The organism is Pseudomonas sp. p99-361 (genome assembly GCF_003935475.1).
In the GTDB taxonomy this organism is placed as follows: Bacteria; Pseudomonadota; Gammaproteobacteria; order Pseudomonadales; family Pseudomonadaceae; genus Aquipseudomonas; species Aquipseudomonas juntendi.
In genome coordinates, this window is record NZ_RHQO01000011.1 from 85,252 (window position 1) to 107,780 (window position 22,529).

The following is a 22,529-nucleotide window of genomic DNA, read 5'->3' on the forward strand; positions in this document are numbered from 1 at the left end:
GGCGGCGCATCGCGAGCTGGCGCTCGCTCCTACGTTTGTTTCGGGCCAGTGAGGCCTGTGACAGGCGTGCGCGACCGCCTTGTTCATACGACACAATATCAAGCCATGCGCCAAAGCGTTCGCGCGCAAATCCCACAGGAATGATTGGCCCGAAACAAACGTAGGAGCGAGCGCCAGCTCGCGATGCGCCGCGCGGGCGGCGCTCGGTCTTACAGGCGCCGAAGCTGCTGCGGCGAACAAAGCGGGCATCCGTGACCGAGCAGGTGCCACACTATCTTTCCAAGATGCGCGACTCAGAGTTACGCCAAAGCCACCAGATACCGACAGCCTGGCGAAACTTCGCTCATTTTCGCCCAACGGTACCCACCGCTGACTTAAAACCCTACGGGTATTGGCGTGGTCTTTCCCGTCGCTCGCAAAAAAACGTCCCTCATCCCCTCGGGAGGTTACGAAGTTTGCGGCTAATGCCACACCAGTCCAGAGATCACTTTGGACGTAGGAAATTTCTGCGACGCACGTAGGTACCAAGACTGATAGCTGCATGCCTTTTCATCTCGCAGGTGCTGGAATGCTTGCTGCGAGCATCTGGTTCCGTTGACGCTCACTCAACCCCGCCCCTTCCCCGTCAATCAACATCCGACGCTCCAAATACGAGGATCTGTGACTGAACATCATTTGTATCGATCATGGTAGCCAGTCTTATTCGGCCGATCCTAGACTCGCCTCAAGCCCGCTCAAGGACCGCCCCCATGCCCGAGACCCTGCTCAGCCCCCGCAACCTCGCCTTCGAACTCTACGAAGTCCTCGACGCCGAAGCCCTCACCCAGCGCCCACGCTTCGCCGAACACAGCCGCGAAACCTTCGACGCCGCGCTGACCACCGCGCGCACCATCGCCGAGAAGTTCTTCGCCCCGCACAACCGCAAAGCCGATGAAAACGAGCCGCGCTACGTCGACGGCCGCGCCGAGCTGATCCCCGAGGTGAAACCCGCCGTCGACGCGTTTCTGGAGGCCGGTTTCCTCAACGCCAACCGCGACTACGACGCAGGTGGTATGCAACTGCCCAGCCTGGTCTCGCAAGCGTGCTTCGCGCACTTCCAGGCCGCCAACGCCGGCACCACAGCCTACCCGTTCCTGACCATGGGCGCGGCCAACCTGATCGAAAGCTTCGGCACGCAGGAGCAGAAGCGCCTGTTCCTGCAGCCGATGATCGACGGGCGCTTCTTCGGCACCATGGCCCTGACCGAACCCCACGCCGGCTCGTCGCTGGCCGATATCCGCACCCGCGCTGAACCTGCCGGCGACGGCAGCTATCGGCTCAAGGGCAACAAGATCTTCATCTCCGGGGGCGACCACGAGCTGTCGGAAAACATCGTGCACATGGTACTGGCCAAGCTGCCGGACGCCCCGCCTGGGGTGAAGGGCATCTCGCTGTTCATCGTGCCCAAGTACCACGTCAACCCCGACGGCAGCTGCGGTCCGCGCAACGATGTGCTGCTGGCCGGGCTGTTCCACAAGATGGGCTGGCGCGGCACCACCTCCACGGCGCTCAACTTCGGTGACAACGGCCAGTGCGTCGGCTATCTGGTCGGCCAGCCGCATCAGGGCCTGGCCTGCATGTTCCAGATGATGAACGAAGCGCGTATTGGCGTCGGCATGGGCGCGGTGATGCTGGGTTATGCCGGCTACCTGTATTCGCTGGAATACGCCCGCCAGCGCCCGCAGGGCCGCCTGCCGGACAACAAGGACCCGCACAGCAGCGCGGTGCCGATCATTCAGCACACCGATGTGAAACGCATGCTGCTGGCGCAGAAAGCCTACGTCGAAGGCGCCTTCGACCTTGGCCTGTACGCCGCGCGCCTGTTCGACGACACCCAGACCGGCAGTGATGAGAGCGCCCGCAACCAGGCGCAGGAACTGCTCGATCTGCTGACCCCGATCGTCAAGTCCTGGCCCTCGGCGTTCTGCCTCAAGGCCAACGAACTGGCGATCCAGATTCTCGGCGGCCACGGCTACACCCGCGAATACCCGGTGGAGCAGTACTACCGCGACAACCGCCTGAACCCGATCCACGAAGGCACCGAGGGCATCCAGTCGCTCGACCTGCTCGGCCGCAAGCTGGCGCAGAACAATGGCGCCGGCCTCAAGCAACTGCTTCGCCGAATCGCCGCCACCGGCGAGCGCGCAAGCCATCACCCCAACCTCGACCCGCTGCGCCAGCCACTGGAGCAACTGGTCAACCACCTGCAAGGGGTCACCCTGACCCTGCTCGCTGACCTGGCCCAGGGTAAAGTCGCCGGCGCCCTGGCCAACTCGGCCTTGTACCTGAAAGCATTCGGCCACTGTGTAATCGGCTGGCGGTGGCTGGAACAGGCAGTCCACGCCGAAATCGGGCTGCTCAAGGCCAACGCTGCCGATCGCGACTTTTACCTCGGCAAGCTGCAGGCCGCCCGTTATTTCCTGACCTGGGAAGTACCAGGCTGCCATAATGAGCTGGCATTGCTTGAGGCGCGCGACGACACTTGCCTCACCATGCAGGACGAGTGGTTCTAAGGGGGAGCCACCGTGTACACGGAGGCTTGCACATGTTCGATACCAGCGCCCTGCTGCGCCAGCGCTTTGCCGCGCTGCGCAGCACGGCCGAATTGTTTTCCCTGCGCCATGTGAAACAGTCGCACCAGGCGCTTTCGGTTCGCCGCAATGTGGCCGAGCCACCCTCGTTCAGCCAGGACGAGGGCGCGATGCTCACCGTACGGGTCAATGGCGTGGAGGCCTATGCGGCCACCGCCGACCTGTCGCCGGCCGGCCTGCAGCGCGCCCTGGAGCAGGCCGAAGCCCTGGCCCGGCAGATCGCCCGGCATAGCCTGCTGGACCTGCGCGGGCAACCCGTGCCCAGCGCCCGCCACGACCACATCTCGCCCAACCTCGACCAGCCCGTGCCCAGCCTGGCCGACTGCCTAGGCCTGCTCGCCGCGGAATCAGCCAGCGTACCCAAGGACAGCCGCCTGGTGGACTGGCAGGCCAGTCTGGGCCTGAGCCTGGTCGAGCAGACCTACCTGAACTCAGCCGGCGCCGAGCTGCGCCATGCCCAGCGCTTTCTGTTCCCGGGGCTGGGGGTAACTGCCAGCAACGGCCAGGACAGCCAGAGCCGCAGCCTGGGCCGCGACAATTTCGGCCAGCAAGGCGGTTACGAGATCGTTGAGCGTTGTGGCCTGATTGGCGCCGCCAGCCGGGTCGCCGACGAGGCCCTGCAGTTGCTGCTGGCCCCTAATACGCCCAGTGGCCCGCGCGACCTGCTGTTGATGCCCGACCAGATGATGCTGCAGATTCACGAATCGATCGGCCACCCGCTGGAGATGGACCGCATTCTCGGCGACGAGCGTAACTACGCGGGCACCAGCTTCGTCAAAGCCAGTGACTTCGGCTACCTGCAGTACGGTTCCAGCCTGCTGAACGTGACCTTCGACCCGACCATCGGCGAAGAACTGGCCAGCTACAGCTTCGATGATGACGGCACTCCGGCCAGCAAGCAGTTCCTGATCCGCGACGGCCTGCTGCTGCGTCCACTGGGTGGCGCTTTGTCGCAGTTCCGCTCCGGCCTGGACGGTGTGGCCAACAGCCGCGCCTGTGGCTGGAACCGTGCGCCGATCGACCGCATGGCCAACCTCAACATCGAGCCGGGCGAGCACTCCCTCGAACAACTGATCGCGGGCATCGAGCACGGCATCCTGATGCGGACCAACCGGTCCTGGTCCATCGACGACGCGCGCAACAAGTTCCAGTTCGGCTGCGAATGGGGCCAACTGATCGAGAACGGCGAGCTCAAGGGCATCGTCAAGAACCCCAACTACCGGGGCATCTCCGCACAGTTCTGGCGCAACCTGGCAGAGGTCGGCGACCGCAGCACCTTCCAGGTACTGGGCACGCCCAACTGCGGCAAGGGCGAACCCAACCAGGTGGTGCGCGTGGGCCACGCCTCGCCAGCCTGCGTGTTCCGCCAGATCGACGTATTCGGAGGGGACGCCTGATGAAACACGCCTTTGAAACCCTGGCCGGGGAGGTGCGCGCCGCCCTGGAAAGTGGCGAGCAGTTCACCCTTGGCTACAGCGCCGAGCAGTCCCAGTTCGTGCGCTTCAACCACGCCAAGGTGCGCCAGGCCGGGCATGTCAGCCAGGCCAGCGCGCAGCTGCGGCTGATCCGCGACGGTCGCCAGGCCGAGCAGCAGGTGACCTTGAGTGGCGATGCGCAACTGGACCGCCAACGCTTGGCGGATGCCCTGGCGCAACTGCGCCAGACCCTGCCACTGCTGGCCGTCGACCCTTACCTGCGCCTGGACGAAAGCGCCTGGCACAGCCACAGCCAGCAACAGCAGCCGCTACCTGAACTCAGCGATGTGCTGGCGTTGCTCGACCGCGAAGCGGGTGACCTGGACCTGGTCGGCATTTATGCCGCGGGCCCGGTCTGCCGGGGCTTCGCCAGCTCGTTCGGTGCCTTCGGCTGGCACCAGGCCAACAGCTTCAACTTCGACTGGAGCCTGTTCCACGAAAATGGCCAGGCGGTGAAGGCCAACTACGCCGGCCAGGTGTGGAACCCCGACGACTTCACCGCGCGCCTGCGCCAGGCGCGGGAGCAGTTGGGCTTCCTCGGGCGCCCGGCGGTCATCCTCGAACCCGGCAGCTACCGTGCCTACCTGGCCCCGGCGGCGATGGACGAAATCGCCGGCATGCTGTGCTGGGGCGGTTTTTCCGCCCAAGCGCTGGCCACCGGCAATAGCGCCTTGCAGCGCCTGTACAACGGCGATGCACGGCTGAGCCCGCTGGTGAGTTTCACCGAGCAGGTTAGCGGCTCGCTGAGCCCGGCGTTTTCCGACGAAGGCTCACCGCGCCTGGATGTGCCGCTGATCCAGCAAGGCCGGGCGGCGCAACGGCTGATCAGCGCGCGCAGCGCCGCCGAATTCAAGCTGCTGGCCAACGGCGCCGACAGTTACGAGTCGCCCTGCGCACTCAGCCTGGCACCGGGTGGCCTGCCCATGGACGAGGTCTTGCAGCGGCTGGGCACTGGGCTGTACATCAGCAACCTGTGGTACCTCAACTACTCGGACTTGCCAGCAGCGCGCATGACCGGGCTGACCCGGTTCGCCACCTTCTGGGTAGAGAACGGGCAGATCCAGGGGCCGGTGAGCACCATGCGCTTCGATGACAGCCTGTACAGTTTGCTCGGCAGCCAACTGGAAGACCTGACCCAGGAGCGCGAGATGATCCTGTCGACCAGCACCTATGGACAACGCAGCACCGGGTCGAGTCATTTGCCAGGTGCGCTGGTCAAAGGCCTGACCCTGACATTGTGATTGGACTTGCCGGCCCTTTCGCGGCTAAAGCCACTCCTACAACGAACGCGTAACCCTTGTAGGAGCGGCTTTAGCCGCGAAGAGGCCGGCACTGACAAACGAGGAAGTCATGCCCGAACGCACCCCGCTAGACCCCGCCACCGCCCGCTGGATCCCCTGGGTGGTCGCCATCGCCTTCTTCATGCAGTCCCTGGACGGCACCATCCTCAACACCGCGCTGCCGGCCATGGCCCGCTCGCTGGCCGAAGACCCGCTGCGGATGCAGGGCGTAATCATTGCCTACATGCTCACGGTGGCCCTGCTGATACCCGCCTCGGGCTGGATCGCCGACCGCTTCGGCACCAAGCGCATCTTCTTCAGCGCCATCCTGCTGTTCAGCTTTGGTTCGCTGCTATGCGCCGCCGCCAACAGCCTCGGCTTCCTGATCTTCGCCCGTGTGGTGCAGGGCCTGGGCGGTGCGCTGATGCTGCCGGTCGGGCGGCTGGTGGTGTTGCGCGCCTACCCGCGCAGCGAGCTGGTACGCATCATGAGCTTCATTACCATCCCCGGCCTGCTCGGGCCACTGCTGGGTCCGACGGTGGGCGGCTGGCTGGTGGAGATCCTCAGCTGGCACTGGATTTTCCTGCTCAACCTGCCTGTCGGCCTGCTGGGCTGCTACGCCGTCTGGAAGTTCATCCCCGACCTGCGCGGCGCTGAACGCACCCGCTTCGATACCCCTGGCTTCCTGCTGTTCGGCGCCGCGATGGTGCTGATCACCATTGCCATGGAGGGGCTCGGCGAGCTGCACCTGCCGCACCTGCGGGTGATGCTGCTGCTGTTTGCCGGCATGGCGTGCCTGGCCGCCTACTGGCTGCGCGCCGGGCGCGACCCCGAGCCGCTGTTCTCGCCCAGCCTGTTCCGCGTGCGCACCTTCGCCATTGGTATCCTGGGCAACCTGTTCGCGCGCCTGGGCAGCGGCGCCCTGCCGTTCTTGGTGCCGTTGCTGCTGCAAGTCGCACTGGGTTATTCGCCGGCCCAGGCCGGCATGAGCATGATCCCGCTGGCGGCGGCGGCAATGGTGGCCAAATCCCTTGCCAGGCCGCTGATCGAACGCTTCGGCTACCGCATCATCCTGACCAGCAATACCTTGCTGCTGGGCCTGCTGCTGGCCAGCCTTGGGCTGGTTGACGAGCAGACGTCCTATGCCGTGTTGCTGATCCAGCTGGGGCTGCTGGGCGCGGTCAACTCGATGCAGTTCACGGCAATGAACACGGTAACCCTGATCGACCTCGACGATGCCAGCGCCAGCAGCGGCAACAGCCTGCTGTCGGTGGTCGCGCAGCTGGCGCTGAGCCTGGGCGTGGCCTGCGCCGGCGCCCTGCTTGGCGGCTTCACTGCCGCCGGCAGTGCCGAAGGCGTAGACACCACGCTGGGCGCCTTCCAGCTGACCTTCGTCACCATCGGCGTGATGGCCATGCTGGCGGCGGCGATCTTCCTGCAGCTGGCACCGACGGACGGAAGGCGTGCCCGTCGTCCGGAACACCACATGGAGTCTTAGGGCGAATGGCCACGAGGCTGGTAGACTATGCGGCATTTTTCGCTTCGCACCGCAGGCCCGCCTCGTGACCACCGAATCCACCGCCTTTGCCACCTTGCCGCTGTCCACTGCCATGCTGGTCAACCTGGACGCCCTCGGCTATGCCGCGATGACACCGATCCAGGCCCAGAGCCTGCCGGTCATCCTCAAGGGCCAGGACCTGATTGCCCAGGCCAAGACCGGCAGCGGCAAGACCGCCGCCTTCGGCATCGGCCTGCTGAACCCGATCAACCCGCGTTACTTCGGCTGCCAGGCCTTGGTGCTGTGCCCGACCCGCGAACTGGCCGACCAGGTCGCCAAGGAACTGCGCCGCCTGGCCCGCGCCGAGGACAACATCAAGATCCTGACCCTGTGCGGTGGTGTTTCGCTGGGCCCGCAGATCGCCTCGCTGGAACACGGTGCGCACATCATCGTCGGTACGCCTGGGCGCATCCAGCAGCACCTGGACAAAGGCACCCTGGTACTCGATGGCCTGAACACCCTGGTGCTCGACGAGGCCGACCGCATGCTCGACATGGGTTTTTTCGATGCCATTGCCAGCATCATCGGCAAGACCCCATCGCGCCGCCAGACCCTGCTGTTCTCGGCCACCTACCCGGCCGGCATCAAGCAGTTGGCTGCCGACTTCATGCGTAACCCCCAGCAAGTGAAAGTCGAGAGCCTGCACACCGACAACCAGATCGAGCAGCGCTTCATCGAGATCGACCCAGAGCAGCGCCTGGAGGCGGTGACCCGCGTGCTGGGCCACTATCGCCCGCAGTCATGCGTGGCGTTCTGCTTCACCAAGCAGCAGTGCGAAGACGTGGTTGCCCACCTGACCGCCAAGGGTATCGTCGCCCAGGCGCTGCACGGCGACCTGGAGCAGCGCGACCGCGACCAGGTTCTGACCATGTTCGCCAACCGCAGCAGCTCGGTGCTGGTGGCCACCGATGTGGCCGCGCGCGGCCTGGACATCGATGGCCTGGACATGGTCATCAACGTCGAGTTGGCACGCGATGCGGAAATCCACGTGCACCGCGTGGGCCGTACTGGCCGCGCTGGTGAGAAGGGCCTGGCGGTGAGCCTGGTTGCCCCGGCAGAAGGCCACCGCGCCCAGGCCATCGAGCAACTGCAGAAGAGCCCGCTGCGCTGGGACCAGCTCGACAGCCTGAAGAACAAGGGCGGCGAGCCGCTGCTGCCGGTGATGAGCACCCTGTGCATCGCCGCCGGGCGCAAGGACAAGCTGCGCCCTGGCGACATTCTCGGGGCGTTGACCGGTGATGCCGGGATCCCGGGCAAGCAGGTGGGCAAGATCGCGATCTTTGACTTCCAGGCGTTTGTGGCGGTGGAGCGGGCGCTCGCCAAGCAGGCCATGCAGCGCTTGAACAGCGGCAAGATCAAGGGCCGGTCCCTGAAAGTCCGCATCGTCTGACATTTTTTGGGGCTGCTTTGCAGCCCATCGCAGGCACGCCAGCGCCCACAGGGTCGCCACAGGCCTTCAGGCTTGTGCAGTACCTGTGGGAGCTGGCTTGCCTGCGATGAGCCGCACAGCGGCCCCGGCTATCCATGAGGTACCACCGTGCACTCCACCGACGTGATCATCCTCGGCGCCGGCGCCGCCGGCCTGATGTGCGCCCAGCTCAGCGCCCGCCGCGGCCGCCGGGTACTGTTGCTCGACCACGCCAACAAGCCAGGCAAGAAGATCCTCATGTCTGGCGGCGGGCGCTGCAACTTCACCAATATGTACACCGAACCGGCCAACTTCCTCTCGCACAACGCCCATTTCTGCAAATCGGCGCTGGCCCGCTACACGCAATGGGACTTCATCGAGCTGGTGTGCAAGCATGGCGTGGCGTACCACGAGAAGAAGCTCGGCCAGTTGTTCTGCGACAACAAGGCCAGCGACATCCTCGACATGCTGCTGGCCGAATGCGACGAGGCCGGTGCCGAAATCCGCATGCACACCAGCATCGAACAGATCGAAAAAACCGAAAGCGGCTACCTGTTGCAGACCAGCGGCGGGCAGTTCGCCTGCCAGTCACTGGTGATCGCCACCGGTGGCCTGTCGATCCCGACCCTGGGCGCCACCGGGTTCGGCTACCAGGTCGCGCGCCAGTTTGGCCACACCCTGCTGCCGACCCGCGCCGGGCTGGTGCCGTTCACCATCACCGAGCCACAACTCAAGGCATTGTGCAGCGAGCTGTCCGGCACTTCGCTTGATTGCACGGCCACCTGCAACGGCACCAGCTTCCGCGAAAACCTGCTGTTCACCCACCGTGGCCTGAGTGGCCCGGCAATCCTGCAGATCTCGTCGTTCTGGGAAGCCGGTGACACTGTCGAGATCAACCTGTTGCCCGACCGCGATGCACTCACCTGGCTGCAGCAGATGCAAACCGAGCGCGCCAATGCCGAACTGAAGACCGTGCTTGGCGAAGTGTTCACCCGCAAGCTGGCCAACCTGCTGGCCGAGCAGTGGTTCGAGTCCAGGCCCATGAAGCAGTACACCCCGGCAGAACTGGCGCACATTGCCGAGAAGCTGGCCAACTGGCAGGTGGTGCCTGCGGGCACCGAGGGCTACCGCACCGCCGAAGTGACCCTGGGCGGCGTGGATACCCGCGAAGTGTCGTCCAAGACCATGGAATCGCTGAAAAGCCCCGGGCTGTACTTTATTGGCGAAGTGCTGGATGTCACCGGCCACCTGGGTGGTTTCAATTTCCAGTGGGCCTGGGCATCGGCCAACGCCGCAGCGCAGTTCGTGTAGAGTAGAATCCATTCAGCAGCACGGAACGCTTCTTGCTGGCCCGTGCCCAGCGCCGGAATCTGGGCCGCTTCGCGCCCCTTTGCGGGCATGCCCGCTCCCACGGGGTTTTGTGCAGTACCTGTGGGAGCGGGCGCGCCCGCGAAGGGCCGCAAAGCGGCCCCAGTAACCGGTTCTGAAAGGTATTCCTCTGATCACTGCCTAGCAGGCCAACATGTCATCGAGCTCGTTCCGTCAGTCACTGCGTCGCCTGTGGGGCCAAGACAAGTTCAGCTATAGCATCCGGGTCACCATCGCCCTCACCGGCAGCCTGGCCCTGTGCTGGTACCAGAACGAGATGGCCCTGCTGATCCCGCTGTTCCTCGGCATCATCGCCAGCGCCCTGGCCGAAACCGACGACAGCTGGCAGGGCCGCCTCAGCGCCCTGGCCGTCACCCTGGTGTGTTTCGCCATTGCTGCGCTGGCGGTCGAACTGCTGTTCCCCTACCCCTGGTTCTTCGCCATCGCCCTGGCCCTGGCAGCGTTTAGCCTGACCATGCTCGGCGCACTGGGCGAGCGCTACGGGGCCATTGCCTCGGCAACCCTGATCACCGCGGTGTACACCATGATCGGCGTAGACCAGCGCGGCGGCCAGGTCACGGATTTCTGGCACGAGCCCATGCTGCTGGTGGCGGGCGCGGCCTGGTACGGGCTGTTATCGGTATTGTGGCAGGCGCTGTTCTCCAACCAGCCGGTCCAGCAGAGCCTGGCCAAGCTGTTCTTCGAGCTGGGCAGCTACCTGAAACTCAAGGCCAGCCTGTTCGAGCCGGTGCGCACCCTCGACGTCGAGGCCACACGCCTGGCCCTGGCCCAGCAGAATGGCAAGGTGGTGGCAGCCCTGAACGCGGCCAAGGAAATCATCCTGCACCGGGTCGGCAACAGCCAGCCAAACTCCAAGGTCAGCCGCTACCTGAAGCTGTATTTCCTGGCCCAGGACATCCACGAGCGGGTCAGTGCCTCGCATTACCCTTACAACGCCCTGACCGAAACGTTCTTCCACAGTGACGTGATGTTCCGCTGCCAGCGCCTGCTGCGCAAACAGGGCTCGTCCTGCCAGGAGCTGGCCCGTTCGATCCGCCTGCGCCAGCCTTTCGTGCTGGCCAGCGGTTATCCCGAGGCCCTCGAAGACCTCAACGCTGCGCTGGAGCACCTGCGCCTGCAAAATAACCCGGCCTGGCGCGGCCTGTTGCGCTCGCTGCGGGCCCTGGCCGCCAACCTGGCCACGCTCGACCGCCTGCTCAGTGCCGCGAGCAACCCCGACAGCCTGGCCGACGCCAGTGACAGCAGCCTGCTCGACCGCTCGCCACGCTCGCTCAAAGACGTGTGGACGCGCCTACGTACCCAGCTGACACCCACGTCGCTGCTGTTCCGGCATGCCTTGCGCCTGCCCTTGGCGCTGTCGATCGGCTACGGCATGGTGCACCTGATCCACCCCACCCAGGGCTACTGGATCATCCTCACCACCCTGTTCGTCTGCCAGCCCAACTACGGTGCGACCCGGCGCAAGCTGGTGCAGCGCATTTTCGGCACGGCCATTGGCCTGACCGTCGGCTGGGCCTTGTTCGACCTGTTCCCCAACCCGCTCATCCAGTCGCTGTTCGCCGTAGTTGCGGGGGTGGTGTTCTTCGTCAACCGCACGACCCGCTACACCCTGGCCACGGCCGCGATCACGCTGATGGTACTGTTCTGCTTCAACCAGATCGGCGACGGCTACGGCCTGTTCCTGCCGCGCCTGTTCGATACCCTGGTGGGCAGCCTGATTGCCATCCTTGCGGTGTTCCTGTTCCTGCCTGACTGGCAGGGGCGGCGCCTGAACAAGGCGCTGGCCAATACCCTGGCCTGTGCCAGCGTGTACTTGCGCCAGATCATGCAGCAGTATGCCCACGGCAAGCGCGACGACCTGGCCTACCGCCTGGCCCGGCGCAATGCCCACAACGCCGACGCGGCGCTGTCCACCACCCTGGCCAACATGCTGATGGAGCCGGGGCATTTCCGTAAGGAGGCCGATGTCGGCTTCCGGTTCCTGGTGCTGTCGCACACCCTGCTCAGCTACCTCTCGGGGCTGGGCGCGCACCGCGATACAGCATTGCCGGCCCAGGCCCAGGAACAGTTGATCGAAGGTGCCGGGCAAAGCCTGGCCAGCAGCCTGGACGAAATCGCCAACGGCCTGGCAGCGCGGCTGCCCGTGGCCATTCACAGCGATGCCGAAGAAGCGCTGGCCAACGCCCTGGAGCAGATGCCGGATGAGCTGGATGAACATCAACGGCTGGTGCAGACACAACTGGCGCTGATCTGCCGGCAGTTGGGGCCATTGCGGACCTTGGCCGCGCACCTGATCAAGGAAGGCAACCCGGGCTGAGGCCTGACCCGGCCTTTACCCACGAAGAGGCCGGTAACGCCACCCAAGCTCAAAAGCCATGCTGGCGCAGCAGCCGGGCATAGCTGCCATCGGCCTTCATCGCTGCGATCGCCTGCTCGAACCGCTCGACAATCCGCGCACGCTCCGGGTGCTTCAGGCTGACCAGGATATGCAGGGTGTTCTCCCCCAGCGGCGGCTCAACCAGCACCACCTCGTCACGCACCTGCTGCGGTTCACGCTGCAGGTTGTAGCGGGCAACGTACTCGTCTTCCACCGCCAGGTCTACTCGCCCTGCTGCGACCATGCGCAGTGCCGAGGAAAAGGTGCGCACCGCCACCTTGTGCAGGCGCGGATCGCCGTCGAACCCAGGGGAATAGGCGTAATCACGCACGACAGCGATGGTGTAGGGGTAAAGGTCCGACTGTTGCCGGTAGCGTATCGCCTGGCCTTTTCGCTGCAGCAAGCGGATACGGTTGGTCAGGTATGGCGTGGAGAACTGCCCGATGCTGGCGCGCGCCTCGTTGTACCAGGCATCGATCAACACGTCGTAGCGCCCTTGCGCAACGCCCTGCAGCGCCCGCGCCCAGGGCGCCTCCTCATAGCTGCTGGCGTAGCCGGCACGGGCCAGCGCCGTGGTGACGATGCTGGTCGCCAAGCCACCGCCTGGCAGGTCTACATCGGTGAACGGGGGCCATTTATCCGCCACCAGGCGCAGCTTGCCCTGGCCCAGGGCAGGTGTTGCCAGCAAGATTGCCAGTACTCCCAGCGCACAAAGCAGTGGCCGCATGCTTATGTCCTTTTGCCATGGAGGGCACACACTGCGGGTGAGGTTACACAAACGCACTGCCGGGGGCAGCGGCCAATAGTGTCATTTTGCCTCTATTTTTGGCCTCAAGGGTAACCCAGCACGTCGCGGACCTGTCGCAGATGCTGGCTGATCCACTGTTTGTCGACCGCGCCCCAGTCACGAATACGGTAATGCCCGGCGTGGTTGCGCGCGCCTTCCTGTTGCTCGAACTCGCAAACGATGTCCAGGTCGGCCAGCGCGGCGATGGTGTCCTGGGCGGTGCGCCGCGGCATACCGGTGGCTTCCACCAGGGCCGGCACGCTGGTCGCGGTGCGGCTGTCGATCAGCCAGGCTACGTACAGGCGCCGGTAGAAGCTGCTTTTGGTCTTGCTCACGTCCATGCTGCATGTTCCTCAGAGGTTGCCCGGCAGTTCCCGGTAGGTCAGGTAGACGCGCAGGTCGAATTCCAGTTGGTGATAATCGGGTTCCATGTGCTGGCAGAGCTGGTAGAAGGCCTTGTTGTGGTCGCGCTCGCGCAAGTGCGCCAGCTCATGCACCACGATCATGCGCAAGAACTGCGGTGCGGCCTCCTTGAACAGCGAGGCGATACGGATTTCCTTCTTGGCCTTGAGCTTGCCGCCCTGCACCCGCGACACCGCGGTGTTCAGGCCGAGCGCGCGGTGGGTCAGGTCGAGCCGGCTATCGAACAACACCTTGTCCAGGCCCGGCGCACTGCGCAGGTACTGCTGGCGCAGCTCCTGGGCATAGCCGTACAGCGCCTTGTCGCTTTGCACATCATGGCGCCCGGGGTAGCGGCGCTGCAGGTACTCGCCCAGGCGGTCGCTGTCGATCATCTTGCGCACCTGCTCTTGCAGGTGCGGCGGGTAGGCTTGCAGGTAACGTAATACGGTCATGGCAGTGCATTCGGCGTAACGAATGCCGATTCTAGCCAATCATGGCGCTGGCCAGGAGAAAATCACCGGGAAGCGGGTAGCGTCCGAGGCGGTCATGGGGTGGGCCACCAGGAACCCCTGCACATACTCGCAACCATTGGCCTTGAGCCAGGCTGCCTGGGCCGGGGTTTCCACACCCTCGGCAATGACCGTGATGCCGTAGTCGGCGCACAAGCTGATGACACTGCGCACCAAGGCGGTATCCACTGCCGTATCAGGCAAGCGTGCCACCAGGTGGCGATCCAGCTTCAGGGTATCGATCGGCAGGTCCCGCAGCATGCGCAGTGAACAGTCGCCGGCGCCAAAGTCATCCAGCGCCACCCGTACGCCCAGCTCGCGCAGGCGATGGATCTGTTTCACCGCCGCATCGATGTTGTACATCAATGAGGTCTCTGCAACCTCGACCTCCAGTTGCGCCGGGTCCAACTGGTAAAACTGGATCACCCGCTGCAGTTCTTCGACCAGCCCGGGCATGACGAACTGCGCACGGCTCAGGCTGATGCCCAGCACCAGGTCTGCGGGAAAGTGCTGGTACCAGGCATGGCGTTGGGCCGCGCCCTGGCGGTAGATCCAGCTGGCCAGCCGGTTGATCAGCCGGGCTTCCTCGAGCAGAGGAATGAACAGGCCTGGCGGCACATCGCCGACGCTCGGGTGCTGCCAGCGCAACAAGGCCTCGAAGCCCCGCAGGTGGCCATCGATGAAGCTGACCTGCGGCTGGTACACCAGGGTGAAGTCCTGTTGCTCGATGGCGGTGCGCACGCTGTCTTCGAGCATCAGCCGCGAACGCGCCCGCCCGTTGAGTTCCTGGTCGTAAAAGCGGTACTGCTGGCGCCCGGCCTGCTTGGCGGCATACATCGCCGCATCGGCTGCGCGCAGTAGGCCTTCGACATTGGCACCGCATTCCGGATAGGTGGCAATGCCGATGCTCACCCCAAGGCACACATCCAGGCCGTCCACTTCATGGCGGATGGACACCCGCTCCAGCAGCCGCTCGGCATAACGCCCAGCCTGCTCCGGGTAAGGCAGGCTGTCGAACAGCGCGGTGAATTCATCGCCGCCCATGCGCGCCAGCAAGGCCTCGCTGCCCAGGCAGTCCTTGAGTTGCTCGGCGACCCAGCGCAGCACCCGGTCACCGGCGTCATGGCCAAGGGTGTCGTTGATGCGCTTGAAACCGTCCAGGTCCATGTACATCAGCGCCTGGGCCTTGTCCGAGCGCTCGTTGCGCAACAGAGCGCCTTCGGCCGCCTGGTAGAAACCGCGGCGGTTCAACAGGCCGGTCAGCGGGTCGGTAACGGCCTGGTACTCCAGTTGCTGGTGCAGGTTGCGCACTGCCGACATGTCCAGCACGGTCACCACCATGGCCTGCTGGTCGGCTGGCAACGGCGCGCACGACAATGCCACCGGAACAAGCTCGCCGGCCAGTGTGCGCAGTTGCGCGTCGTGCACGCGGTAGATTTCTTGCCCCAGGTAAGCGCGGTAGAACTCCGATTCAAGCCATGGGCAGGCAGCGGGAAGCTGCACCAGGTCGAGCAGTTGGGCACCCTGAATGTGCTGCACGGGGGCCGCCAGCAAGCGGGAAATGGCCGGGTTGGCAAAGCTGATCACGCCCTGTGCGTCCACCACCAGAATGCCTTCGGCGGCGTTCTCCAGAATCGACCCATTGAACGCCCTGGCGGCTTCCAGCTCCCGGGTCAGGCGCTGCAGCATGCGCCGGTTGCGCTGCTGGTCGAGCAAGGCCTGGACCTTGGGCTTGAGAACCTTGGGGTCGAACGGTTTGAACATGTAGTCCACGGCGCCGCTGGCGTAGCCTTTGAGCACGGCCGCTTCGGACTGTTCGTTGGCGGTCAGGAAAATGATCGGTGTCAGCCGCGTACGTTGGCTGCCGCGCATCAGCCGGGCAACTTCAAAGCCGTCCATCTCCGGCATTTGCACGTCCAGCAGGACCAGGTCGACATCATGCTCCAGCAAGGTGCTTAGGGCTTCCATCCCCGAACCGGCTGTTAACACCTGCCAATCTTGCCGGGCCAGCAAAGCCCGCATGCTGATGAGGTTTTCGGGGTAATCGTCTACCACCAGAAGAACCGAACTGCCATCCAGTGGCTGAGGGTAAGCGCCATCCATGCTGCTTCTCTTGTATGTCCAACTACGACTTGCTATTGGCTCCGAGCTTAACTCTAGCCGTGGCTACGAAAGACGCAATGCAAGGCATGGCAATAAGCCATGGACGAAGAAATTAGTCGACTAACGGTAGCTGTGCAATATGACTGTGAGCCTGATGCCGGGGCCGCCAAACCGCTCCCAAGGCCTGAATGCCAAGCAAAAAAAACCCGCATTTCTGCGGGTCTTTCTATAACGCTCAACGGTTCGATCAGTTGACCTTGGCCGCCAGCTCGCCTTTGGCATAGCGCTGGAACATGCCTTCCAGGGGGATCGGTTTGATCTTCGAGGCATTGCCTGCAGTGCCAAACGCTTCGTAACGGGCGATGCACACATCACGCATGGCCTTCACGGTTTCAGCGAAGAACTTGCGAGGGTCGAACTCGCTCGGGTGCATGGCCATGTGGCGGCGCATGGCACCGGTGGAAGCCAGGCGCAGGTCGGTGTCGATGTTGACCTTGCGCACGCCGTACTTGATGCCTTCGACGATTTCTTCAACCGGTACGCCGTAGGTTTCCTTGATCTCGCCACCGTACTGGTTGATGATCGCCAACCACTCCTGCGGTACCGACGAGGAGCCGTGCATCACCAAGTGGGTATTGGGGATGCGCTTGTGGATTTCCTTGATACGCTCGATGGCCAGGATGTCACCGGTTGGCGGCTTGGTGAACTTGTAGGCACCGTGGCTGGTACCAATGGCGATGGCCAATGCATCGACCTGGGTCTTCTTGACGAAGTCAGCGGCTTCTTCCGGGTCGGTCAGCATCTGGCTGTGGTCCAGAACACCTTCGGCACCGATACCGTCTTCTTCACCGGCCATGCCCGTTTCCAGCGAACCCAGGCAGCCCAGCTCGCCTTCTACCGAAACGCCACAGGCGTGCGCCATGGCCACGGTCTGCTGGGTGACACGCACGTTGTATTCGTAGTCGGTCGGGGTCTTGCCGTCTTCGCCCAGCGAGCCGTCCATCATGACCGAGCTGAAGCCCAGCTGGATCGAGCGCTGGCAGACATCAGGGCTGGTGCCATGGTCCTGGTGCATGCACACCGGAATGTGCGGGAATTCTTCGATGGCAGCCAGGATCAGGTGGCGCAGGAACGGGGCGCCGGCGTATTTGCGGGCACCGGCCGAGGCCTGCACGATCACCGGGGAGTCGGTCTTGTCGGCCGCTTCCATGATGGCGCGCATCTGCTCGAGGTTGTTGACGTTGAAAGCTGGTACGCCGTAACCGAACTCGGCGGCGTGGTCCAGCATCTGGCGCATGCTAATGAGTGCCATTGTGTATCTCTCTCCCGACAAGCGTCGTATGTTTCGTGCAAGCCTGCCGCAGGGGCGGTTGCTGTTCAAGTAGTGTGGGCCGCGATTGCGGCCCGGCCAGTCACGGTGCCTTGCAGCCCCGCCCAATCAGATCGTTGGTTGCCACCCAGTACACCAGGCCTTCTTCGCCCTTGGTGTGGAAGGCCAGCATGCCATCGCTGTACAGCGCGCCCGAAGCACCTGGTTCGGCCTTGAGCCGGTAAACCTGGTCACCACCGCCCAGGCGCACGTCGACCTGGTCACGCTGGGCATCGGCGAAGCGCCACAGCACCTCGGCCTGGGTATCGCAGACCCAGCGGGTCCAGTTGTCTGCCGGGGCGGGTTGCGCCGGCTGCAGCAGTGAGCAGCCTGCCAGTGTCGCCAGGACCGTCACGGCCAAAAGCGCTTTCATTCAGTTTCCTCGATTTGGGGCTGCTTTGCAGCCCTTCGCGGGCTTGCCCGCTACCACAGGTCAAGCGCGGTACCTGTGGGAGCGGGCAAGCACGCGAAGGGCACACAGCGGCCCCTTTCCAAGACCACAAATCAGCCTTCAGGTTGCCTGTTACCCGATCAAGGGCAACCCGGCGCCTTGCGCTGGTGGTCTTCGTCGTACTTTTCCAGGCCTTCCGGGCCCACACGCTTGCTGATCACCGGCACGGTCTCGGCCTGCCACTCGGACTGGTAGCAGCCGCCCTTGGGCGGCTGCGCCGGGTCGTCAGGCGAAGCCGGGCTGCCGGAGCACGCGCTCAGCAGACCCGCCAGCACCATCACAGGCAATTGCTTGACCATCAGGCCACTCCCTTTGCCAGGCGCCGAAGTCATCAGGCCTTGGCCCGCTCTTCCAGAATTGCCACGGCTGGCAGGACCTTGCCCTCGACGAACTCGAGGAACGCGCCGCCACCGGTAGAAATGTAGGAGATTTCCTTGCTAACGCCATATTTGTCGATGGCCGCCAGGGTGTCACCGCCACCGGCGATGGAGAACGCGTCGCTGTCGGCGATGGCCTTGGCCAGCACCTGGGTACCCTTGCCGAACTGGTCGAACTCGAACACGCCGACCGGGCCGTTCCACAGGATGGTCTTCGACGACTTCAGCAACTCGGCGAACTGGGCTGCGGTTTGCGGGCCGATGTCCAGGATCATGTCGTCGGCGGCAACATCGGCGATGGCCTTGACGGTGGCTTCGGCATCTTCGGCGAACGCCTTGGCGACCACCACGTCAACCGGCAGCGGCACATTGACCTTGGCAGCGATGGCCTTGGCCGTGTCGACCAGATCCGGCTCGTACAGCGACTTGCCGACAGGGTGCCCGGCAGCAGCCAGGAAGGTATTGGCAATGCCACCACCGACGATCAGCTGGTCGCAGACCGCGCTCAGGCTGTTCAGCACGTCCAGCTTGGTAGAAACCTTGGAGCCGGCGACGATGGCCGCCATCGGCTTGGCCGGCGCTTTCAGGGCTTTGCCCAGGGCATCCAGCTCGGCAGCCAGCAGGGGGCCTGCAGCTGCAACCTTGGCGAACTTGGCCACACCGTGGGTCGAGCCCTCGGCGCGGTGCGCGGTGCCGAACGCGTCCATGACAAACACGTCGCACAGCGCAGCGTACTGCTGGGCCAGCTCGTCGGCGTTCTTCTTCTCGCCCTTGTTGAAGCGCACGTTCTCGAACAGCACCAGCTCACCGGCCTGCACCGCGACGCCGCCCAGGTAGTCGGCAACCAGCGGCACCTCGCGGCCCAGGGCCTTGCTCAGATACTCGGCAACCGGCTTGAGGCTGTTTTCGGCAGAGAACTCGCCTTCGGTCGGGCGGCCCAGGTGCGAGCAGACCATTACCGCCGCGCCCTTCTCCAGGGCCAGCTTGATGGTCGGCAGCGCTGCCAGGATGCGCGCGTCGCTGGTTACCACACCGTCCTTCACAGGCACGTTGAGGTCTTCGCGGATCAGTACGCGCTTACCTTGCAGGTCGAGGTCGGTCATCTTCAACACGGTCATGAATGCAGTCCTTCAGGGCTGTTTATTGCGGGTTGGGTGAACGACGTGCAGATAGTGTTCGGCAACGTCGAGCATACGGTTGGCGAACCCCCATTCGTTATCGAACCAGGCCAGCAGGTTGACCAGGCGGGGCCCGGCAACACGCGTCTGGCTGGCATCGACGATCGCCGAATGCGGGTCATGGTTGAAATCACAGCTGGCATGCGGCAGCTCGGTGTAGGCCAGCAAGCCTTTCAGCGGGCCGGCCAGCGCGGCCTCGCGCAGCACCCGGTTGACCTCGGCGGCACTGGTGTCGCGGGCGGTCTGCAGGGTGATGTCCAGGCAAGACACGTTGACGGTCGGCACGCGTACCGCTTTGGCCTGGATTCGCCCGGCAAGTTCCGGAAGCAGGCGCTCGATACCGCGCGCCAGACCAGTGGACACCGGTATCACCGACTGGAAGGCCGAACGGGTGCGGCGCAAGTCTTCGTGGTGATAGGCGTCGATCACCGGCTGGTCGTTCATCGCCGAGTGGATGGTGGTGATCTGCACGTACTCGATGCCGAACGCCTGGTCCAGCACACGCAACAGGGGCACGCCGCAGTTGGTGGTGCAGGAGGCATTGGAAACCAGCCGCTCCTGGCCGGTCAGGCAAGCCTGGTTGATGCCATAGACCACGGTGGCATCGACATCGGCCTCGCTGGCCATGGGCTGGGAGAACAGCACGCGCGGGGCACCGGCATTGAGGAAGCGCTGGCCGTCGGCGCGGGTGTTGTAGGCACCGGAGCACTCCAGCACCAGGTCGATACCCAGGGCAGCCCAATCGATGCCTTCGGGGGTGGCGCTGCGCATGACTTTCACGCAGTCGCCATTGATGTGCAGGCAGTCGCCGTCGACCTTCACCTGGCCAGGGAAGCGGCCATGGGTGGAGTCGAAGCGAGTCAGGTACTCCAGGCTGGCCTGGTCGGCCAGGTCATTCAGCGCAACGATCTCGAAACCGGCCTTCGCCCCCCGCTCGAACAGCGCGCGCAGGACACAGCGGCCGATACGGCCATAACCGTTGAGTGCAACTTTGTAGGGACGCAGGTGGGGCATTCGTTGGCTCGCTAACGCATGATGGCGGTTGGGGCCGGGTGGCGGCCCATCGCGACGCAAGGCCGCTCCTACAGGGTGCGGCATGCGCAGTACCCTGTAGGAGCGGCCTTGTGTCGCGATGGAGGGCAAAGCCCTCCCCTTGCACGACCTGGAGGGCGTCACTGCCCTCCCGGGTTACATCAGTCTTCCAGCAGCTCTTCGGCAGTACCGAGGATGTTCTCCAGGGTGAAGCCGAACTCCTCGAACAGGGCCGAAGCCGGCGCCGACTCACCGTAGGTGGTCATGCCGATCACGCGGCCTTCCAGGCCGACGTACTTGTACCAGAAGTCGGCGTGGGCGGCTTCGATGGCGATGCGCGCGCCCACTTCCAGCGGCAGCACGGACTGCTTGTAGGCAGCATCCTGGGCATCGAACACGCTGGTGCACGGCATGGAAACCACGCGCACCTTGCGGCCCTGCTCGGTCAGCTTGTCGAAGGCCTGAACCGCCAGGCCCACTTCCGAACCGGTGGCGATCAGGATCAGCTCAGGCTCGCCTGCACAGTCCTTGAGCACATAGCCACCACGGCTGATGTCGGCGATCTGCTGCGCGCTGCGCGCCTGGTGCTGCAGGTTCTGGCGCGAGAAGATCAGCGCCGAAGGGCCGTCCTTGCGCTCCAGGGCGTTTTTCCAGGACACAGCGGATTCAACGGCGTCAGCCGGGCGCCAGGTGTCCAGGTTCGGCGTGCTGCGCAGGCTGGTCAGCTGCTCGATCGGCTGGTGGGTAGGGCCGTCTTCGCCCAGGCCGATGGAGTCGTGGGTATACACATGGATCACACGCTGCTTCATCAGCGCCGACATGCGCACGGCGTTGCGGGCGTATTCCATGAACATCAGGAAGGTCGCGCCGTAAGGCACCAGGCCGCCGTGCAGGGCAACACCGTTCATGATGGCGGTCATGCCGAACTCGCGTACGCCATAGAACACGTAGTTGCCGCTGGCGTCATTGGCTTCGACGCCCTTGCAGCCCTTCCACAGGGTCAGGTTGGAGCCGGCCAGGTCGGCCGAACCGCCGAGGAACTCGGGCAGCAGCGGGCCGAAGGCGTTCAGGGCGTTCTGGCTGGCCTTGCGGCTGGCGATGGTTTCGCCCTTGGCAGCCACTTCTTCGATGTAGGCCTGGGCCTTGGCACTGAAGTCGGCCGGCAGTTCGCCGCGGGTACGGCGCTTGAACTCGGCAGCCAGCTCCGGGTAAGCCTTGGCGTAGGCGTCGAAGCGCTGGTTCCACTCGGCTTCGACCTGGGCACCGGCAGCCTTGGCATCCCACTCGGCATAGATGTCGGCCGGGATTTCGAACGGGCCGTAGTTCCAGTTCAGGGCCTGGCGGGTCAGGGCGATTTCGTCGTTGCCCAGCGGTGCGCCGTGGCAGTCTTCCTTGCCCTGCTTGTTCGGCGAACCGAAACCGATGGTGGTCTTGCAGCAGATCAGGGTCGGGCGATCGCTCTTGCGGGCGGTTTCGATGGCGGTCTTGATCTCGTCGGCGTCATGGCCGTCGACGTTGCGGATCACCTGCCAGTTGTAGGCTTCGAAGCGCGCCGGGGTGTTGTCGGTGAACCAGCCGTGCACTTCGCCGTCGATGGAGATGCCGTTGTCGTCGTAGAAGGCGACCAGCTTGTTCAGGCCCAGGGTGCCGGCCAGCGAGGCGACTTCGTGGGAGATGCCTTCCATCATGCAGCCATCGCCCAGGAACACATAAGTGTTGTGGTCGACGATGGTGTGGCCGTCACGGTTGAACTGGGCAGCCAGCACTTTTTCTGCCAGGGCGAAGCCCACGGCGTTGGCGATACCCTGGCCGAGCGGGCCGGTGGTGGTCTCCACGCCCGGGGTGTAGCCGTATTCCGGGTGGCCCGGGGTGCGGCTGTGCAACTGACGGAAGGCCTTGAGGTCGTCGATCGACAGGTCGTAGCCGGTCAGGTGCAACAGCGAGTAGATCAGCATCGAGCCGTGGCCGTTGGACAGCACGAAGCGGTCGCGGTCGGCGAAGTGCGGGTTGCTCGGGTTGTGTTTCAGGTAGTCACGCCACAGTACTTCGGCGATATCCGCCATGCCCATGGGGGCACCTGGGTGGCCGCTATTAGCCTTTTGCACGGCATCCATGCTGAGGGCGCGAATGGCGTTGGCACGTTCACGACGGCTGGGCATCGCTGGTCTCCTGGGGGGCTTGTCGAGGTGGTGTCACGAAAAAGA

At 64.4% G+C, this 22,529-nt stretch carries 17 protein-coding genes; 7 read left to right on the forward strand and 10 right to left on the reverse strand.

Going from position 1 to position 22,529, the window contains the following annotated elements; genetic code table 11:
• Positions 1-749: 749 nt before the first annotated feature.
• The 7 genes from EGJ22_RS07595 to yccS all read left to right on the forward strand — a co-directional run bounded on the left by EGJ22_RS07595 (position 750) and on the right by yccS (position 12,057).
• The gene (locus tag EGJ22_RS07595) at positions 750-2,552 is read left to right on the forward strand and encodes an acyl-CoA dehydrogenase (RefSeq protein WP_064314814.1); all 1,803 of its coding nucleotides are present in this window, start codon (positions 750-752) and stop codon (positions 2,550-2,552) included.
• A 32-nt stretch (positions 2,553-2,584) separates the two neighbouring features.
• A complete protein-coding gene (locus tag EGJ22_RS07600) occupies positions 2,585-4,027 on the forward strand; it encodes a TldD/PmbA family protein (RefSeq protein WP_029887783.1) in 1,443 nt (480 codons plus the stop codon).
• A complete protein-coding gene (locus EGJ22_RS07605; RefSeq protein ID WP_029887784.1) occupies positions 4,027-5,346 on the forward strand; it encodes a TldD/PmbA family protein in 1,320 nt (439 codons plus the stop codon). Before EGJ22_RS07600 ends, EGJ22_RS07605 begins: the two co-directional genes overlap by 1 nt.
• Positions 5,347-5,455: 109 nt before the next feature.
• Positions 5,456-6,883: a multidrug transporter subunit MdtD gene (gene mdtD / locus EGJ22_RS07610; RefSeq protein WP_029887785.1), complete on the forward strand. Its 1,428-nt coding sequence runs from the start codon at positions 5,456-5,458 to the stop codon at positions 6,881-6,883.
• A 112-nt stretch (positions 6,884-6,995) separates the two neighbouring features.
• A complete protein-coding gene (gene dbpA / locus EGJ22_RS07615; protein WP_230584514.1) occupies positions 6,996-8,333 on the forward strand; it encodes an ATP-dependent RNA helicase DbpA in 1,338 nt (445 codons plus the stop codon).
• Between the two features lie 147 nt (positions 8,334-8,480).
• The gene (locus EGJ22_RS07620; protein ID WP_064314815.1) at positions 8,481-9,662 is read left to right on the forward strand and encodes an NAD(P)/FAD-dependent oxidoreductase; all 1,182 of its coding nucleotides are present in this window, start codon (positions 8,481-8,483) and stop codon (positions 9,660-9,662) included.
• A 211-nt stretch (positions 9,663-9,873) separates the two neighbouring features.
• Complete coding sequence (gene yccS, locus EGJ22_RS07625; protein ID WP_029886249.1) at positions 9,874-12,057, forward strand: YccS family putative transporter; 2,184 nt, start codon at positions 9,874-9,876, stop codon at positions 12,055-12,057.
• Between the two features lie 49 nt (positions 12,058-12,106).
• On the opposite strand, the gene EGJ22_RS07630 is transcribed toward yccS, so the two are convergent.
• The 10 genes from EGJ22_RS07630 to tkt all read right to left on the reverse strand — a co-directional run bounded on the left by EGJ22_RS07630 (position 12,107) and on the right by tkt (position 22,484).
• A complete protein-coding gene (locus EGJ22_RS07630) occupies positions 12,107-12,844 on the reverse strand; it encodes an ABC transporter substrate-binding protein (protein ID WP_029886250.1) in 738 nt (245 codons plus the stop codon).
• Between the two features lie 104 nt (positions 12,845-12,948).
• Positions 12,949-13,245, reverse strand: coding sequence for a helix-turn-helix domain-containing protein (locus EGJ22_RS07635; RefSeq protein WP_009681370.1), 297 nt, complete (start codon positions 13,243-13,245; stop codon positions 12,949-12,951).
• A 12-nt stretch (positions 13,246-13,257) separates the two neighbouring features.
• Positions 13,258-13,758: a M48 family metallopeptidase gene (locus tag EGJ22_RS07640; protein WP_009681371.1), complete on the reverse strand. Its 501-nt coding sequence runs from the start codon at positions 13,756-13,758 to the stop codon at positions 13,258-13,260.
• A 39-nt stretch (positions 13,759-13,797) separates the two neighbouring features.
• Positions 13,798-15,918, reverse strand: coding sequence for a bifunctional diguanylate cyclase/phosphodiesterase (locus tag EGJ22_RS07645; RefSeq protein ID WP_029886251.1), 2,121 nt, complete (start codon positions 15,916-15,918; stop codon positions 13,798-13,800).
• A gap of 247 nt (positions 15,919-16,165) precedes the next feature.
• A complete protein-coding gene (fba, locus tag EGJ22_RS07650; protein WP_125920175.1) occupies positions 16,166-17,230 on the reverse strand; it encodes a class II fructose-bisphosphate aldolase in 1,065 nt (354 codons plus the stop codon).
• Positions 17,231-17,330: 100 nt separating this feature from the next.
• Positions 17,331-17,660: an MliC family protein gene (locus tag EGJ22_RS07655; protein ID WP_009681374.1), complete on the reverse strand. Its 330-nt coding sequence runs from the start codon at positions 17,658-17,660 to the stop codon at positions 17,331-17,333.
• A gap of 158 nt (positions 17,661-17,818) precedes the next feature.
• Entirely contained in the window at positions 17,819-18,070 is a 252-nt protein-coding gene (locus EGJ22_RS07660) for a hypothetical protein (RefSeq protein ID WP_029886252.1), read from the reverse strand.
• The gene (locus EGJ22_RS07665; RefSeq protein ID WP_009681377.1) at positions 18,070-19,233 is read right to left on the reverse strand and encodes a phosphoglycerate kinase; all 1,164 of its coding nucleotides are present in this window, start codon (positions 19,231-19,233) and stop codon (positions 18,070-18,072) included. Before EGJ22_RS07665 ends, EGJ22_RS07660 begins: the two co-directional genes overlap by 1 nt.
• Before the next feature lie 12 nt (positions 19,234-19,245).
• On the reverse strand, positions 19,246-20,307 hold the full coding sequence (epd, locus tag EGJ22_RS07670) for an erythrose-4-phosphate dehydrogenase (protein WP_029886253.1): 1,062 nt from the start codon (positions 20,305-20,307) through the stop codon (positions 19,246-19,248).
• A gap of 179 nt (positions 20,308-20,486) precedes the next feature.
• Positions 20,487-22,484: a transketolase gene (gene tkt / locus EGJ22_RS07675; protein ID WP_029886254.1), complete on the reverse strand. Its 1,998-nt coding sequence runs from the start codon at positions 22,482-22,484 to the stop codon at positions 20,487-20,489.
• Positions 22,485-22,529: the final 45 nt, after the last annotated feature.